This is a genomic window from Pseudomonas sp. 18173 (assembly GCF_050432945.1).
Classification (GTDB): Bacteria; Pseudomonadota; Gammaproteobacteria; order Pseudomonadales; family Pseudomonadaceae; genus Aquipseudomonas.
In genome coordinates, this window is the sequence record NZ_JBKFTN010000002.1 from 263,887 (window position 1) to 279,973 (window position 16,087).

Below are 16,087 nucleotides of genomic sequence, written 5' to 3' on the forward strand. Positions count from 1 at the left end.
TTTTCGCACCCTCGGTCAGTCAGACACTCATCAAGGACACCACCCATGGAATCGCAACTGGAAACCGTCGCCCTCTTCTCTCTTAAGCTGGCTTATGAGACGGAAGATCAGAGTCCGATTTTGCGCGATGACCTGGTCATGGGTGACTACCAGCGGGATGTGTTTGAGTTGCTGGTGCGTCGAGGGGATGTAGAGACGATTCAGGTGAAGGTGAGTGAGTGTGTGGGGTTGGCGCTGGAGGCTGTTGGGGGTGTGGATAAGCCGTTGGGGCGGGAGTTGGGGAGGTTGGCGGGGGAGTTTGCCGGGATTCGGGCGATAGAGGAGCTTGGTGCTCCGCTCATTGCGCTTAAGGATTATCTGAAAGATATTCAATGAATGAGAAGGCGCGGCCTAAGAACCGGATACGCCCCGTGGTTGCACCGACGCTGGTCGCCACGCATTGAAGAATAATAAGTCAGTCCTCTTTTCCGCTCTTTTCCGCATTCCTACCCCCTTTTCCTACCCTAGATGTTTCAACCCGATACTCTGTCTTATTAAAGACGACATTTTTTAGATCTCGAATGCTAATCAGAAGCCTCCTACATACGCATTGGTCTTTACCGACTAACATGCCGGCTCGCCTAGCTGATTTAGCGCTTCTGGCGTGAGTAACTTTTCAACCTCCCACTCCGAGAATTTGACACCGAAGGTAATAGAACCTTGCCAAAAACCCTCAAAACCACCCTTTTCTTATTTGCCTTAATGGCAGCCATAGCAATGGCAGCATTCATTAACCATAATATTCAAATATCTCTACCGAGAACTCCACTACCCACCATCGAAAGCGAAGTTGTATATGTCGTAAATTTGGTACCTGCAGACGCACCCTACTTAGGAAAGAGCGGTGCTTTGGAAGGCGTACAGCAAGATTACCGGATTCACCTGAAGGCAGACAAAACATATATGTTTGAGGTCGCTGTCGGCTGGCTCGGAGTGGAGGTTTCGCTCTATAACGAAGGTCGCCTGCTAGGTGACACTAGTTGTGGATATAACGCCCGTTGCAAATTCTTCGCACAATTACCGCAGGATGGCTGGGGTACGATACGAATCAGTAGGGGTGTTGGCGAGAAACCGGAGAGTTTTTCTCTTGAGGTCAGGCGAGTCAAAAATGCTTTTTATCGAGGAAAGCAGTCCGATCGTATAAGCATTCTGCAGGCCGCTCCGATGCCAATTATCGACTTCGATGTCGTCTACGACGGCAATATGGCGGCGTCAGATGCGCCGGCTTTTTTTAATGGTGGGGGAAACATCCAGGATTTTCGGGTACGCTTAAAAGCTGGACAGACTGTCTTAGCTCAAGCTAAGTCGACAGAATTTGATATCCTAGTCGACATCTATGGTGAAGATAGGAGACTGGGTTTCGACGCTGCCAACGACATAACACCTCAAGCCTGCGCTCAAGCAAAAGCGCCGAAAGACGGCCTATATACATTGCGAGTGACGGCGATTGACCTTGCGAAATCACAAACTGGCAGCTTCACGCTAGAAGTGTCAAAACCATTATCGGATGAACAAATCTGCAAACCAACATTACGGAAACGCCACTCAAAAAATGTTGCCACTATTACTCCCCGAGACATGACAGAAGCGCAGTAACATATCCGCTCCATTTTTTATAAGCGAAAAGCGAAACGCGAAATATTGGAAGAAAGGCGAAATAAGAGGACAGATTTTTTTCAAAAAACAAAAAAGGAAAAGGAAAAGGAAATAAATCCGCCCACTTTTCCGCACCCTTTTCCCAATAATTCAACAACAATAGGGACGGGTATATTTTCGGGCTCAACCCTATAATAACCCTGCCACCCCCACCAAATAGAAATATAAAATAGAAAAACGGGACAAAAAATATGAGACAGACTTATGTCCTTCACTCAGCCAAACATTTCAAACCCACATGATTTTAGCAAGTCAGTTTTTCAAGCAGACAACACAAACCTAGCCTCTAGCCTATGCAACAACTCAAATGTATTCAAAAAAGGAACATCAAGCTTCTGACAAATATTGGGAATAATAAATTTTCGCTTAGCGTCAAGATTCAGAACTTCATGAGTAACGACTGTAGCTCCTGTAGTCATCGCTTTCGCAATTAACCAAGGGTCAGCACCCGCTAGAAACTCTTCCATTGCGCCTACCTTCATCTTAGGCGCTTGATCAGCCACAAGCCCCGCAACTTGTGCGAATGCTAGTTGCGTATCCCGATCGGTGGTGGAGTGAAAAAATCAACGTTATCCCTCGCCCAACCTGCCAGATCGTCATGGCCTTTTGTTAGCTCATCCATAACAGGTGCAATACTGGCTAAGGCCAATGCTTTATTTTTAAGCAATAACCACTGCCAAAATCCAGGACAGATAGCCATCCCGTAGTAACGGTTCTTCGCTTCGATCAGCGTGTTTGCGTCGAGTAAATGATTCATTCCGTGATCTTGCTCGCGAGAGTCCTTAATTTGGCAGGTTGCACGCCGAGCAAGTTTCCTGCGTCGCGCAGCAGCATCCGGCCACTCATTGCTTCAGTCAGCACTGCCTTGCTTAGGCGGGGGCTGTTTTTCGCGGTGGCATTACGGTAGTAGTCACCGGCTCCGCCTTTTTCATCCTGGAAAGCCTTGAGGATCGCTCGGTAATAAGCGCTGTATTGGGCTTGGCTTATAAAACCAAGATCCAAGGCACGGCGGCCGATGGCTAATTTGCTAATGTGAAAGCGAGTGGCCAGCGGAGCTAAGTTGCTTTCCCAGTTAACATCAGCGATCCATAGAGTGCGGAACTGGACTTCGGGAGCAAGAAACTCACCTGCAACAGCATTGCAGAATCGTTCTTCGTCTCGACCGTTTGTGGTGTTTCCGTCGGATACGCCACTGCTGCCGATCCAGATGTGGGCCAGCTCGTGAAGCAAGGTAAAAAGCCTGGCAGTAGGTGCGTCCGAACTATTGATGAATACGACGGGGGCGAAGGCGTTACTGATCGCGAATCCCCGAAACTCGCTCACTTCAAGTTTGCGATGGGTGTTTCCTAGGGCAATACCACTGCGCATCACCAAAATGCCGGCCTTCTCCGCAGCATCAATCAATGCACGGCTGTATTTATCGTAATCCAGTCGAGAAGCTTCGGGATTCACGCCGAGGGTTCGGCGGATATCTTGCACCACCTCGCTGACGTGAGATCGGCTACTGAAGCGACCTACAAATGCCAGCGGCTGATTTTCCTGCTGTTGCAGATACTCCAGATACCAATCCTGCTTGCGTATGGCATCTCTGACAGAGTCCAGCAGTTCCAGACTGGGGCGTTGAGGTGCTATCCCACCGACGGTCCGCAAATCAGGTAAAGGCAATTGTTCGACGGGCGGCTGCTGTAGAAACAGGAATCCGAAAGGGATGTGAGCGACACTCGCCCACTTTTGAGCCTGAAGGAATGTTGGTTTGGTCTCGCCAGCCTCCCACTCCTGTACTCGATCAGGTTTCACTGGCAGCTTTTTAGCAACCTGCTCGGTGGAGAGACCTGCGCGCTCCCGAGACCAGGTGAGCAGGCTTGGATTGACGAAGGCGGCTTGGCTCATAGGGTCGCAGGCAAATCAGATGGGGCCGGCAAACGTTCGAGGGCATGCTTGGCGGATGCATTCGATTGACGCTGGTTCCAGCTATCTGGCATTGCCTTTCTCCTTGGCTGTTTGAGGTCTGGTGGCAGCGACTACAGATTAGTCGATAAGCAGGCTGCCAACGGTAGGAGCGCGCGATTATGAGGTAAATCCGCAACGACCCGAAGCGCAAATATGTAACCCGCGGACAGATGGCATTGCCCTTTTTCCAGAACGCCGCCGCACCGTCATCAGGTCGATATCCCAAAGATTGACCACATAATCACCCAGCGATCTCGAAGGTTGCAGCAAAACGATCTGCACGATACCCTCCCCACCGTCGCTGCAAACTCAGCGACCGGGCTTGGTAACCCGAGGTAAATCACTGCGCAACAGTGCCATGCGTTCGCAGGCGCTTTTTTTTCGCCTGCGATCTGCGTTATGGCGGCTGTGCGTGGGACGTCTTCGGACGTGCCGGTTTCCTTGATTTCCCGGTTTACCAACCTGCGCACAGCTGCCCCCCATTCGCTTGGTAACGAATTGTGGCAGCTCTTCAAATTAAGGAGCTTCACGATGCGCAGTATCAATCCGTTTGAAATTTGGCTTTCCCCTCTACGCAATCCCCAATCGCGTAACGCCCTCCCCCATTGCCCCTCCATCCTCGGAGGTGGCCAATGACCAACCACCCCGAACTCAAAACCATCGGCTTAACCCCCGCCATCTACTGTTCCGATCAACCCCTGTTCCACGTCACTCGCGGTGTTCCCCTCGGTGATGCGTTGTCGATGGCTTCTGACTTTCTGTTCCTGGCCAAGTCGCTCACCGAAGATGCTGCCTACGCCACAGACACCGACCGTCATGCCTGGGCAGCGCATTATTTGACCTCGATGAGTAAGGCGTTGGTGGATGATGCGGTGAAGGTGCTGGCTCGGGATCGGGCTTGCACGCCGGCCTCCAGGCAAGCGGGGGGGGGTAAAGGCTGAGGGGTAGTGATTGAAACACTGAAATAGCTTCAGATTTCAGAAGTCAGCCATGACGCTTGTGGGAACGGGCTGGGTTGCGGTGGCCGGGGTATTCAGCAGGATATGTGGATGTCTTGCGTTTTTCGCGAGCGAGCTCGCTCCTACAGTGGGTAGTGGGCTTGCTACAACCCAATGGCTATTGGACCGACCGCTGACTAAAATTCAGTGGGGGATCTCTTCAACGAGCCCTTACAAGGCGGGAGGTTTTACGATGAAGGTCGTAACTTCGCTGGCGTTGCTGGTAGCGGCAGGATGGATCTGCGTGGTGGGTGCAGCCCCGAAGCAAATCGTTGCCGTTCCCTTGATTGCAACTACTTACAATGCCGGGCATATCGCTCAGGCCATTCTGACCCCCTTGAGCAGCAGTGAGACGGCGCTCTCGTTGTTCGTCGGCGGTGTACCCAATGGCACTGCCATTCCGGCGCACTTGTATACCTATATCTACTCGGGAAGCTGCGCCAGGCACGAGGCCAAGCCGGCCTATTCACTCAATCGCATCGTGGCTGACAACTTCAACGAGCAGGCGGGCATCCAACTCTGGAAGAGCGTGCCCATGGCTTATGACTCGCTGCGGTCCGGCGGATACGCGCTGGTGATGCGGACAAGCGCGGCCGATGGCAATCCCGATATTTTCTGTGGTGAGCTTGGTTAAGGGTTTTCCCCGCTTCCATGCATGGCGTGGGAGCGGGGGATTATCCCTTTCAAGCTGTTTGCAGTATGACGGTGCTCATTCAACAGCAGATGTTGATTGCCTTGCGTTTTTCGCGAGCAGGCTCGCTCCTGCAGGGGTTGTGTGTTCAGTGACATTTGTCCTGAGCTCCAGCACTCACAGCCCCCGCAGTTTCAATCTTCCGCTTGAAGAAAAATCCCTGCAGGTTACTTCAGCGCCTTTACGACTCGAACGTCGATGGGAAATCCTTCCGGTCCGGCCAACTTCTTCCACCCCACGTACTGAAAAACCCCTTTCTCATCAATGAAGTCGCCTCGCTCCACCATTTCACCGCCCAATACGGCGACGTGCTTATAGATACCGCAGCTGCCATCCGAACGACGGACGGTGTAGACCACATAGGGTTTGGCGTAATACGCCGCGCGGAAATGGCGGCCGCAACCAAAATCGACTTTGATCATCAAGGTCTTCAGATTCTCTTCGCCATCCAGCTCGGCGTGCTGGTCGAGGGCCCCGATTTCGCCGACGTCGCTGAAGCCCAGAGAGCGAGCACGCTTGTATTCCGAGGAGTTCAGGTGTTCGGTCTGGGCTTGCTGCAAATGCTGATCTATTTCCTCGCTGTATTCAGCACTGCCCTTGGCCGCTATGTCTTGCGCTTGGGGGATGACGCTTTCGCAGCGGGCGTAATCGGGGGAGCCGAGGCTCGGCTGGGCGAGGTTCTTGCGATGTACGGTAAAGGTTCGCAGATAACTCTCGATAGTGGGCAAGACTTCCTTGGCCGTCTTGCGCCCGTTCTGCACATCGGTCACTGCCCGCTGTAATTGCTGGCAATCGGAGAGGTAGGTCTTCCAGGCGTCTTCCGGGGTTTCTTCCCAGTCGGCGAGCGCCGGGGTCATCACGACGGCGAAAGTGATCGCGCAGAACAGACGCGAGGCTGGAGCGAGAGTGAGCATGTGTAGTCCGTTACAAAGATGAAAAAAGTGGCGCGACGCTACTATTTTGCTATTTCGCTGTCCACTAGCAGCAAAGGGGACAGCCCCCATTTCCTGTGGAATTACCCACCGATCTGATGCTGTTTCTCACCTGCAACGCTTGCTATACATCACCCATCGATAGGCCAGTGCGTGAACGCCCCCTGCCCCGCTCATCTAGACTTAATGGATAGTCGTAGACAGAACCAAACACGTCGCTCTGGTGCAGCCGAATCAAGGGCGGCGTGGCAATCTGGCTTTTATGCCCTTACCGATGTGCGGCGAAGACCGCGCCGGGCACAACAAGATGCCCGCCCAGGGTGCCCTGGCCACCGGCCTGAAAATGCCACGATACCGTGACGTGGTGTGAGTGCCGCAGCCGACACTTTCGGACAACCGACGACCTTCTGGTGTGTCCGTGACCGTGAGGAATGCTGTATGCCTGATGTTGAGTTGCACCTGCCCGTGGTCAACAGCCTGCTGGAGCGCCACAAGGGCTCTGCGGGTGCGCTGTTGCCCATTCTTCATGATATTCAGGAACGCATCGGTTACATCCCCGATGTCGCCGTCCCCGAGATTGCCCATGCCCTCAATCTGAGTCAGGCGGAGGTTCGCGGGGTGATCAGTTTTTACCATGACTTCCGTACCGCGCCACCGGCCCGGCATATTCTGCGGCTGTGTCGGGCTGAGTCCTGTCAGAGTCGCGGTGCCGAGCAGTTGGCCGCGCAGTTGCGCGAGCGTCTGCAACTGGATGACCACGGCAGCAGCGCCGATGGCAGCATCAGTTTGCGTCCGGTGTATTGCCTCGGGGCCTGTGCCTGTTCGCCGGCTCTGGAGCTGGATGGCCGGGTGCATGCGCGGCTGAGCGCTGAGCGCCTGGATGCCTTGCTCGACGCTTGCCGGGAGGACGCGTGATGCCGACTCTTTATCTGCCCTGTGATTCTATTGCCCGTGCCGTGGGTGCCGATGAGGTATCCGTGGCCCTGATCACTCAGGCCAAGGCACTTAATCTGCCGCTGGAGTTGCAGCGCACCAGTTCGCGCGGCCTGTACTGGCTGGAACCGCTGCTGGAAGTGGACAGCCCGCTAGGCCGTATCGGCTTCGGCCCGTTGACCGCTGCCGATGTGCCGTCCGTGCTCGATGCGCTGCAAGGCGAGCCGTCCAGTCATCCACTGGCCTTGGGTCTGGTGGAAGAACTGCCTTATCTCAAGACTCAACAACGCCTGCTGTTTGCTCGCGCCGGTATTACCCGGCCGCTGTCGCTGGACGATTACCGGGCTCGTGGCGGTTTCGAGGGTTTGACCCGCGCCATTGCGGTGGGCGGTGAGCAGACCGCAACAGAAGTGTTCGACTCAGGCCTGCGTGGCCGTGGCGGCGCAGCCTTCCCCGCCGGGATCAAATGGCGCACGGTGCGCGGCACTCAAGCTGCGCAGAAGTACATCGTGTGCAACGCCGACGAGGGCGACTCCGGCACCTTCGCCGACCGCATGTTGATGGAAGGCGACCCCTTCCTGCTGATCGAAGGCATGGCGATTGCCGGTCTTTGCTGCGGCGCTACCTACGGCTACATCTATGTGCGCTCGGAATATCCGGATGCCGTGGCCACCCTGCGCAAGGCGTTGAGCATCGCCCGTGATGCCGGTTACCTCGGCGCCAATGTCGGTGGTAGCGGTCAGGCTTTCGACATGGAAGTACGCGTCGGTGCTGGCGCGTACATCTGCGGCGAGGAAACCGCGCTGCTGGATTCGCTCGAAGGCAAACGCGGAATTGTCCGCGCCAAGCCGCCGATCCCCGCCTTGCAAGGCCTGTTCGGCCAGCCGACGCTGGTGCACAACGTGCTGACTTTAGCCTCGGTACCGCTGATTCTGGCCAAGGGTGCGCAGTTCTATCGCGATTACGGCATGGGCCGATCGCTGGGCACCATGCCCTTCCAGCTGGCGGGCAACATTCGTCACGGCGGTCTGGTGGAACGGGCCTTTGGCCTGACCCTGCGCGAATTGGTGGAAGACTACGGCGGCGGTACCGCCAGTGGTCGGCCGCTGAAGGCCGCGCAGGTTGGCGGCCCCCTCGGCGCCTGGGTGCCGCCTTCGCAATTCGATACGCCGCTGGATTACGAGGCCTTCGCCGCCATCGGCGCGATGCTCGGTCACGGTGGCGTGGTGGTGGCTGACGACAGCCTGGACATGGCCCGCATGGCGCGCTTCGCCATGCAGTTCTGCGCCGAGGAATCCTGTGGCAAATGCACCCCTTGCCGCATCGGCTCGACCCGTGGCGTGGAGGTGATCGACCGCCTGCTGGCCGCACCGGATCAGGCCGGTCGCGATGAACAGGTGATCATCCTCAAGGACCTGTGCGACACGCTGCAATACGGTTCGCTGTGCGCGTTGGGCGGCATGACCTCCTACCCGGTCGCCAGTGCCCTCAAGTACTTCCCCGCTGACTTCGGTCTGCAAGCCTCGGAGGCCGAGCAATGATCACTGTATTCGACCCGAAAACCGATATCGATCTCGGCACTCCCGCCCGCGAAAGCCAGGTGCAGATCACCCTGAACATCGACGGCCGCAGCATCACCGTGCCCGAAGGCACCTCGGTGATGCGCGCCGCCGCGCTGATGGGCACCACCATTCCGAAACTCTGTGCCACCGACAGCCTGGAAGCCTTCGGCTCCTGCCGCATGTGCCTGGTGGAGATCGACGGCATGCGCGGCTACCCCGCGTCCTGCACCACGCCGGTCACTGAAGGCATGACCGTGCACACCCAGACACCGAAGCTCGCGACCCTGCGGCGCAATGTCATGGAGTTGTACATCTCCGATCACCCGCTGGATTGCCTGACCTGCTCGGCCAACGGCAACTGCGAGCTGCAAACCGTGGCCGGCCAGGTTGGCCTGCGCGAAGTGCGCTACGGCTATGAAGGCGAGAACCATCTGGCGGACGTGAAAGACGGCTCCAACCCCTACTTCGATTACGACCCGAGCAAGTGCATCGTCTGCAACCGCTGCGTGCGCGCCTGCGAAGAAACCCAAGGCACCTTTGCCCTGACCATTACCGGGCGCGGTTTTGAATCCCGCGTGGCCGCTGCCGGTGGCGAGAACTTCCTCGACTCCGAATGCGTGTCCTGCGGTGCCTGTGTGCAAGCCTGCCCTACCGCGACGTTGATGGAAAAAAACGTGGTCGAAATGGGTCAGCCGGAACGCAGCGTGATCACCACCTGTGCCTATTGCGGCGTGGGCTGTTCGTTCCGCGCCGAGATGAAAGGCAACCAGCTGGTACGCATGGTTCCGGACAAGAACGGCCAGGCCAACCACGGCCACTCCTGCGTCAAGGGGCGCTTTGCCTGGGGCTACGCCACCCACCCGGATCGCATCACCAAGCCGATGATCCGCAAGCACATCAACGACCCTTGGCAGGAAGTCAGCTGGGATGAGGCGGTGACCTACGCCGCCAGCGAATTCCGCCGTTTGCAGCAGAAATATGGCCGCGACTCCATCGGCGGCATCACTTCCAGCCGCTGCACCAACGAAGAAACCTATCTGGTGCAGAAACTGGTGCGTGCCGCCTTCGGCAACAACAACGTCGACACCTGTGCGCGGGTCTGCCACTCGCCGACCGGCTATGGCCTGAAACAAACCCTGGGCGAGTCCGCCGGCACGCAGAGTTTCGACTCGGTGATGCAGGCCGACGTGGTCCTGGTGATGGGCGCCAACCCCAGCGACGCCCACCCGGTGTTCGCATCCCAGCTCAAGCGCCGCCTGCGTGAAGGTGCGCGGTTGATCGTCATCGACCCACGGCGCATCGATCTGGTGGACACGGTGCACGCCCGCGCCGAATATCACTTGGCCCTGCGCCCCGGCACCAACGTCGCCATGCTCAACGCCCTGGCCCACGTGATCATCACTGAAGGCCTGCAAAACCAGGCCTTTATCGACGCCCGTTGCGAGGGCGGCGATTTCGCCCGCTGGAGCGAGTTCGTCAGCCGTGCGGAGAACTCGCCGGAAGCGATTGGCCCGATCTGCGGTGTGCCCGCTGCCGACATCCGCGCCGCCGCTCGCCTGTACGCCACCGGGGGCAATGCGGCGATCTACTACGGCCTGGGCGTCACCGAGCACAGCCAGGGCAGCACTTCGGTGATGGGCATCGCCAACCTGGCCATGGCCACCGGCAACATCGGCCGCGAAGGGGTGGGCGTGAACCCGCTGCGGGGGCAGAACAACGTTCAGGGCTCCTGCGACATGGGTTCCTTCCCCCACGAGTTGCCCGGTTACCGGCACATCTCCAACGAGGTCGTCCGCACGCAATTCGAACAGGCGTGGAACGTCACCCTGCAACCCGACCCGGGCCTGCGCATTCCCAACATGTTCGAGTCTGCGCTGGCCGGCAGCTTCAAGGGCCTGTACTGCCAGGGCGAAGACATCGCCCAGAGCGACCCGAATACCCAGCACGTCACCGCGGCGCTGTCGGCCATGGAATGCGTGGTGGTGCAGGACATTTTCCTCAACGAAACCGCCAAGTTCGCCCACGTGTTCCTGCCGGGCGCTTCGTTCCTGGAAAAGGACGGCACCTTCACCAACGCCGAGCGGCGCATCTCGCGGGTACGCAAGGTCATGGAGCCGCTGGGCGGCAAGGCCGACTGGGAAGGCACAGTGGCCTTGGCCAACGCCCTGGGCTACCCGATGAACTACAAGCATCCATCGGAAATCATGGATGAAATCGCCAGCCTGACGCCGACCTTCACCAACGTCAGCTACGCCGCACTGGACAGCCATGGCAGCCTGCAATGGCCGTGCAATGCCGAGGCACCGGACGGCACGCCGACCATGCACATCGAGGAATTCGTGCGCGGCAAGGGGCGTTTCATGCTCACCGGCTACGTGCCCACCGAGGAGAAGGTCAACAGCCGCTACCCGCTGCTGCTGACCACCGGGCGCATCCTCAGCCAGTACAACGTCGGCGCCCAGACCCGGCGAACCGAAAACGTCGCCTGGCATGACGAAGACCGGCTGGAAATCCACCCGACCGACGCCGAGAGCCGTGGTATCAACGAAGGCGACTGGGTCGGCATCGGCAGCCGCGCCGGGCAGACCGTACTGCGTGCGCGGATCACCGAACGGGTCGCCCCGGGCGTGGTGTACACCACCTTCCACTTCCCTGAGTCGGGCGCCAACGTGATCACCACCGACAACTCCGACTGGGCCACCAACTGTCCGGAGTACAAGGTCACGGCCGTGGAAGTCAGCCGCGTCTACCACCCTTCCGAGTGGCAAAAACGCTTCCAGGAATTCAGCGACGAGCAGCACCGCCTGCTCAAGGATCGCGCCCGTGGCGCTAAAGCGGAGGTACGCCGATGAGTACTGCCAACCTGATCAAGATGGCCAACCAGATCGGTCAGTACTTCGCCAGCGAACCGGATCAGCAACAAGCCGTGCTCGGCGTGCGCAATCATCTGCAGATGTACTGGACACCAGGCATGCGCAAGGAGTTGCTGGCGTGGCAAACGGAACATCAGGGCGCGGATTTGCACCCTTTGGTGCAGGTGGCGGTCAGTGGCGCGGGGTGGGAGGCTTAGGCGTCGCACCCATGGCCTGACGGCTGAAGGCTGAAGAACCTGTAGGAGCGAGCTTGCTCGCGAAGCACCCAAGGACACCGCGCTTATCCAGGATTCGCGCGTTATCGTTGACGTCCATCGCGAGCAAGCTCGCTCCTACAGACCTTTGCGTGACGCCGTCACCGTCACTTCAATTGCCCGGACACTGATGGCCGCGAATGTCGCCGTCAGCAGTACGCCGTTGAAGCCCAGCAGCACCGCCAGCACCCGCGAGACGCCGAGTTTTGGCACGAGCTCGCCGTAGCCGATGGTCAGGCCCGTGACGAAGGCGAAGTAGATACCGTCATCCGGGCTCCACCCTTCCAGACGGGCAATGATCAGGCCGAACACTACGATCACCAGCAGCAGTATCGAGAAGATCGGCCACACCACTTTGAAATAGAACCAGACCGCCTTGTAGAACTCTTTGCGGACGTTTGCTGCACGGGTGATGCTCATGTCGTGGGCTTCCTGGGGTTTGCCTGACCGGCAATGGGATGCACGGCGATTCAATACCCCGTTCAGCTTGGCACAAGCGCTGAAAACTGCGACCAACGGGGCGATATCGCTGGCGTGCGCAGGACTATGACAAAGACGACACCACCCGGACTATCCAGAAACCGCCTGGCGCCGGTGGATTCTTGTAGGAGCGAGCTCGCTCGCGATGGTCGTCAACGATAACGCGTGCTAACTGGTTAAACGCGGTGCCCTTGAGTCCATCGCGAGCAAGCTCGCTCCTACAGTGTTCGCGTCAGTTCATGTCGGTTCAGGACGGTTCGTGTCAGTTCGGGTCAGTTCGCTTCAGTTTCCCGGATCAGCTTCTTGTTGATCTTGCCGACGCTGGTCTTGGGGATTTCGGCGACGAACTTGAACTGCTTGGGAATCGCCCATTTGTTGATGCGGCCGCCGTCGACGAAGGCTTGCAGGTGCGTCTCCAGGATCTTGCGGTCGAGGAAGTACCCCGGCTCGCTGACGACCATGGCCATGGGCCGTTCGCCCCATTGTTCATCGACGATGCCCACCACAGCGACGGACATCACGCCCGGGTGTTCGCTGATCAGGCTTTCCAGTTCCAGGGAGCTGATCCACTCGCCACCGGTCTTGATCACGTCCTTGATGCGGTCCTTGATTTCCACGCCGCCAAGCTTGTCGATCGAGGCCATGTCACCGGTGTGCAGCCAGCCGTTGTGCCACAGCTCCGCGCCTTTGTCCGGGGCTTTCAGGTAGCCCTGGGTCAGCCACGGCGCGCGCACCACGATCTCACCGAGGGACTCGCCGTCGTGGGCCACGTCATTGCCGTCGGCGTCGATGATCTTCAGGTCGACCATCGGCACCGGCGTGCCGGTCTTGATGCGGATCGGCAGTTGGGCTTCGGCGGATAGCTGCAGGTCTTCGTCACGCAGGTAAGTCAGGCACAGCAACGGGCAGGTTTCCGACATGCCGTAGCCGGCGTGCACCACCATGCCTTTGGCACTGGCTTCGCTGGCGATGCCGAGGGTCAGCGCGCTGCCGCCGAGGAGCATTTTCCAGCCGTCGAAACGGGTCGCCTTGCCTTCCTCGCAGTTGAGGATCATCTGCAGGATGGTCGGTACGCAGTGGGAGAAGGTCACCTTCTCTTCGCGGTAGAGCCGCACCAGGCTGTTGGGTTCGTAGCGGCCCGGATACACCTGCTTGATGCCCATCAGGGTCGCGACATACGGCACGCCCCACGCATGCACGTGGAACATCGGCGTGATGGGCATGTACACATCGTCCGAACGCAGCAGCGGCTGGCCCTGATAGCCGCCCAGGGTGCCGACGGCGTTCAGGGTGTGCAGGACCAGTTGGCGATGGCTGAAGTACACGCCTTTCGGGTCGCCAGTGGTGCCGGTGGTGTAGAACAGCGTGGCAACCGAGTTCTCGTCGAAGTCGGGGAAGTCATACTGGTCCGGCGCCAGGGACAGCAGGTGCTCGTACTCTCCCAGCACCGGCAGCGCGGTCGAGGTCGCCTCGTCATCGGTGAGTTGCAGGTAACCTTTTACAGTTTCCAGTCGCCCGTGAATCTGCTCGACCAGCGGCAGGAAGTCATCATGCACCAGCACCAGGTCATCCTCGGCGTGGTTCATGGTGAACAGCACCTGCTCCGGCGACAGGCGAATGTTCACCGTGTGCAGCACCGCGCCGATCATCGGCACGGCGAAGAAGCATTCCAGGTAACGGTGGCTGTCCCAGTCGAGCAGGGCCACGGTGTCACCGGCCTTGACCCCGGCGGCGGTCAGCGCATTGGCCAGGCGGCGGATGCGCTGGTTGAGTGTCTGGTAGCTGTAGCGCAGCTTGTCGGCGTAGACGATTTCCCGGCCCGGCTCGTAGCGCACGCCGGACAGCAGCAATTGCTTGATCAGCAAGGGATAGGCATAAGCGCCGTCGGCGGGCGGGATTATTTTTGTCGCCATCATGATTAAGGTTCCTTGTCCTTGTGATCAGAACTGATCGGCTTGCAACTCATAGAGGCAGTCGCTGCCGGCCTTGACCGATGCGCTCAACGAATGGATACGCGGCAGCAACCGGGCAAAGTAGAAACGCGCGGTGGCCAGTTTGCTGGTATGGAAATCATCCTCGACGTCCGAACTCAGCACAGCCTGGGCCATGCGCGCCCACATGTAGGCATACGCGGTGTAGCCAAACACGTGCAGGTACTCGACCGAGGCCGCGCCGATTTCATTCGGATTGCTCTGGGCGCGGTCCAGCAGCCACGCGGTCAACTCGTCGAGGGTGTCCACGGCGGTGTTCAACGGTTTGGTGAACTCGCCGAGGTCAGCACTGGCGTTGGCGGTAAAGTTGCGGATCTCCGAAGCGAACAGGCGGTAGAGCGCCCCGCCGCTGCCGACGATCTTGCGTCCGACCAGGTCCAGGGACTGGATGCCATTGGTGCCTTCGTAGATCTGGGTGATGCGCACGTCGCGCACCAGTTGCTCCTGGCCCCACTCGCGGATGTAGCCGTGGCCACCGAAGATCATCTGACCGTGCAAGGTGGTTTCCAGCCCCATGTCGGTGAGGAATGCCTTGGCCACCGGGGTCAGCAACGCCACCAATTCTTGCGCGCGATTGCGCGTGACTTCGTCTTCGCTGTACTTGGCCGTGTCCAGTTGCAACGCGACGTAGCTGGAAAATGCACGGCCGCCTTCGTTCAAGGCTTTCATGGTCAACAGCATGCGGCGCACGTCCGGATGCACGATGATCGGGTCGGCGGCCTTGTCCTTGCATTGCGCGCCGGTCGGCGCACGGCTTTGCAGGCGGTCGCGGGCGTAGGTGACGGCGTTCTGGTACGAACGCTCACCCTGCGCCAGCCCTTGGATGCCCACGCCCAGACGCTCGTAGTTCATCATGGTGAACATCGCCGCCAGGCCTTTGTTCGGTGCGTCGACGATCCAGCCGGTGGCGCCATCGAAGTTCATCACGCAGGTGGCGGAGGCCTTGATGCCCATCTTGTGTTCGATGGAGCCGCAGGACAGCGCATTGTTTTCGCCCAGCGAACCGTCGGCGTTGACCAGCACCTTGGGCACCAGGAACAGCGAGATGCCTTTGGGCCCGGCCGGTGCATCCGGCAGGCGCGCCAGTACCAGGTGGATGATGTTCTCGGTCAGGTCGTGATCGCCGCCGGTGATGAAGATCTTGCTGCCGGTGACCTTGTAGCTGCCGTCGGCCTGTGGCTCGGCGCGGGTGCGAATCAGGCCCAGGTCGGTACCGGCGTGGGCCTCGGTCAGGCACATCGAACCGGTCCAGGTGCCGGCGTACATGTTCGGCAGATAGCGTTGCTTGAGCTCTTCGCTGGCGTGAGCCTTGATCGACAGGCACGCGCCGGCGGTCAGCATCGGGTACAGGCCGAACGACAGACTGGCCGAGTTGACCATCTCCTCGACCTGCGCGGAAATGGCCTTGGGCATGCCCATGCCACCGTACTGCGGATCACCGCCGACACCGACCCAACCGCCCTCGGCGAATGCCTGATAGGCCTGGGCAAAGCCGTCCGGCGCGGTGACCGAGCCATTGCTCCAGGTGCAGCCCTGCTCGTCGGTGGCGCGGTTCAGGGGCGCGATCACTTCGCCGCTGATCTTGCCGGCCTCTTCGAGGATGGCGGCGGCGGTTTCTTCATCGATCACGTCGGCCAGGCCAGGCAACTTGGCCCACAGCCGGGACACCTGGAAAACCTCGTTGAGTACGAAGCGCATGTCGCGCAGGGGAGCTTTGTAATCAGACAT

13 protein-coding genes and 1 pseudogene are annotated in these 16,087 nt (G+C 58.9%); 8 read left to right on the plus strand and 6 right to left on the minus strand.

What is annotated here, in order from left to right:
* Positions 1-45: 45 nt before the first annotated feature.
* Positions 46-375, plus strand: a complete 330-nt coding sequence (locus ACLD1X_RS03350; protein WP_429366101.1) for a hypothetical protein — start codon at positions 46-48, stop codon at positions 373-375.
* Positions 376-699: 324 nt separating this feature from the next.
* Complete coding sequence (locus ACLD1X_RS03355; RefSeq protein WP_429366102.1) at positions 700-1,635, plus strand: hypothetical protein; 936 nt, start codon at positions 700-702, stop codon at positions 1,633-1,635.
* A gap of 320 nt (positions 1,636-1,955) precedes the next feature.
* Here ACLD1X_RS03355 and ACLD1X_RS03360 read toward each other — a convergent pair.
* A pseudogene (locus ACLD1X_RS03360) lies at positions 1,956-2,452 on the minus strand (DUF4411 family protein).
* Positions 2,449-3,585 (minus strand): ImmA/IrrE family metallo-endopeptidase, encoded by a 1,137-nt coding sequence (locus ACLD1X_RS03365; RefSeq protein ID WP_429366103.1) that lies wholly within the window; start codon positions 3,583-3,585, stop codon positions 2,449-2,451. The pseudogene ACLD1X_RS03360 and the gene ACLD1X_RS03365 overlap by 4 nt, the downstream one beginning before the upstream one ends.
* A gap of 692 nt (positions 3,586-4,277) precedes the next feature.
* On the opposite strand from ACLD1X_RS03365, the gene ACLD1X_RS03370 reads away from it, so the two are divergent.
* Together ACLD1X_RS03370 and ACLD1X_RS03375 are read left to right on the plus strand one after the other, a co-directional pair.
* A complete protein-coding gene (locus tag ACLD1X_RS03370; RefSeq protein ID WP_429366104.1) occupies positions 4,278-4,586 on the plus strand; it encodes a DUF3077 domain-containing protein in 309 nt (102 codons plus the stop codon).
* A 250-nt stretch (positions 4,587-4,836) separates the two neighbouring features.
* Entirely contained in the window at positions 4,837-5,277 is a 441-nt protein-coding gene (locus ACLD1X_RS03375) for a hypothetical protein (protein WP_429366105.1), read from the plus strand.
* 224 nt (positions 5,278-5,501) lie between these two features.
* On the opposite strand, the gene ACLD1X_RS03380 is transcribed toward ACLD1X_RS03375, so the two are convergent.
* The gene (locus ACLD1X_RS03380) at positions 5,502-6,248 is read right to left on the minus strand and encodes a hypothetical protein (RefSeq protein WP_429366106.1); all 747 of its coding nucleotides are present in this window, start codon (positions 6,246-6,248) and stop codon (positions 5,502-5,504) included.
* A 456-nt stretch (positions 6,249-6,704) separates the two neighbouring features.
* Between ACLD1X_RS03380 and ACLD1X_RS03385 the strand changes: the two genes are divergently transcribed.
* From ACLD1X_RS03385 to ACLD1X_RS03400, 4 genes are read left to right on the plus strand one after another with little or no spacing between them, the layout of a single operon-like run.
* Entirely contained in the window at positions 6,705-7,181 is a 477-nt protein-coding gene (locus tag ACLD1X_RS03385; RefSeq protein ID WP_413420873.1) for a formate dehydrogenase subunit gamma, read from the plus strand.
* Positions 7,181-8,740, plus strand: a complete 1,560-nt coding sequence (locus tag ACLD1X_RS03390) for a formate dehydrogenase beta subunit (RefSeq protein WP_429366107.1) — start codon at positions 7,181-7,183, stop codon at positions 8,738-8,740. Before ACLD1X_RS03385 ends, ACLD1X_RS03390 begins: the two co-directional genes overlap by 1 nt.
* Positions 8,737-11,613: a formate dehydrogenase subunit alpha gene (fdhF, locus tag ACLD1X_RS03395; protein ID WP_429366108.1), complete on the plus strand. Its 2,877-nt coding sequence runs from the start codon at positions 8,737-8,739 to the stop codon at positions 11,611-11,613. Before ACLD1X_RS03390 ends, fdhF begins: the two co-directional genes overlap by 4 nt.
* Positions 11,610-11,831, plus strand: coding sequence for a formate dehydrogenase subunit delta (locus ACLD1X_RS03400; RefSeq protein WP_429366109.1), 222 nt, complete (start codon positions 11,610-11,612; stop codon positions 11,829-11,831). Before fdhF ends, ACLD1X_RS03400 begins: the two co-directional genes overlap by 4 nt.
* A 135-nt stretch (positions 11,832-11,966) precedes the next feature.
* On the opposite strand, the gene ACLD1X_RS03405 is transcribed toward ACLD1X_RS03400, so the two are convergent.
* The 3 genes from ACLD1X_RS03405 to ACLD1X_RS03415 form a co-directional block, all read right to left on the minus strand.
* Positions 11,967-12,308, minus strand: coding sequence for a potassium channel family protein (locus tag ACLD1X_RS03405; RefSeq protein WP_429366110.1), 342 nt, complete (start codon positions 12,306-12,308; stop codon positions 11,967-11,969).
* A gap of 332 nt (positions 12,309-12,640) precedes the next feature.
* Positions 12,641-14,284, minus strand: a complete 1,644-nt coding sequence (locus tag ACLD1X_RS03410) for a fatty acid--CoA ligase (RefSeq protein WP_429366111.1) — start codon at positions 14,282-14,284, stop codon at positions 12,641-12,643.
* A gap of 24 nt (positions 14,285-14,308) precedes the next feature.
* The gene (locus tag ACLD1X_RS03415) at positions 14,309-16,087 is read right to left on the minus strand and encodes an acyl-CoA dehydrogenase C-terminal domain-containing protein (RefSeq protein ID WP_429366112.1); all 1,779 of its coding nucleotides are present in this window, start codon (positions 16,085-16,087) and stop codon (positions 14,309-14,311) included.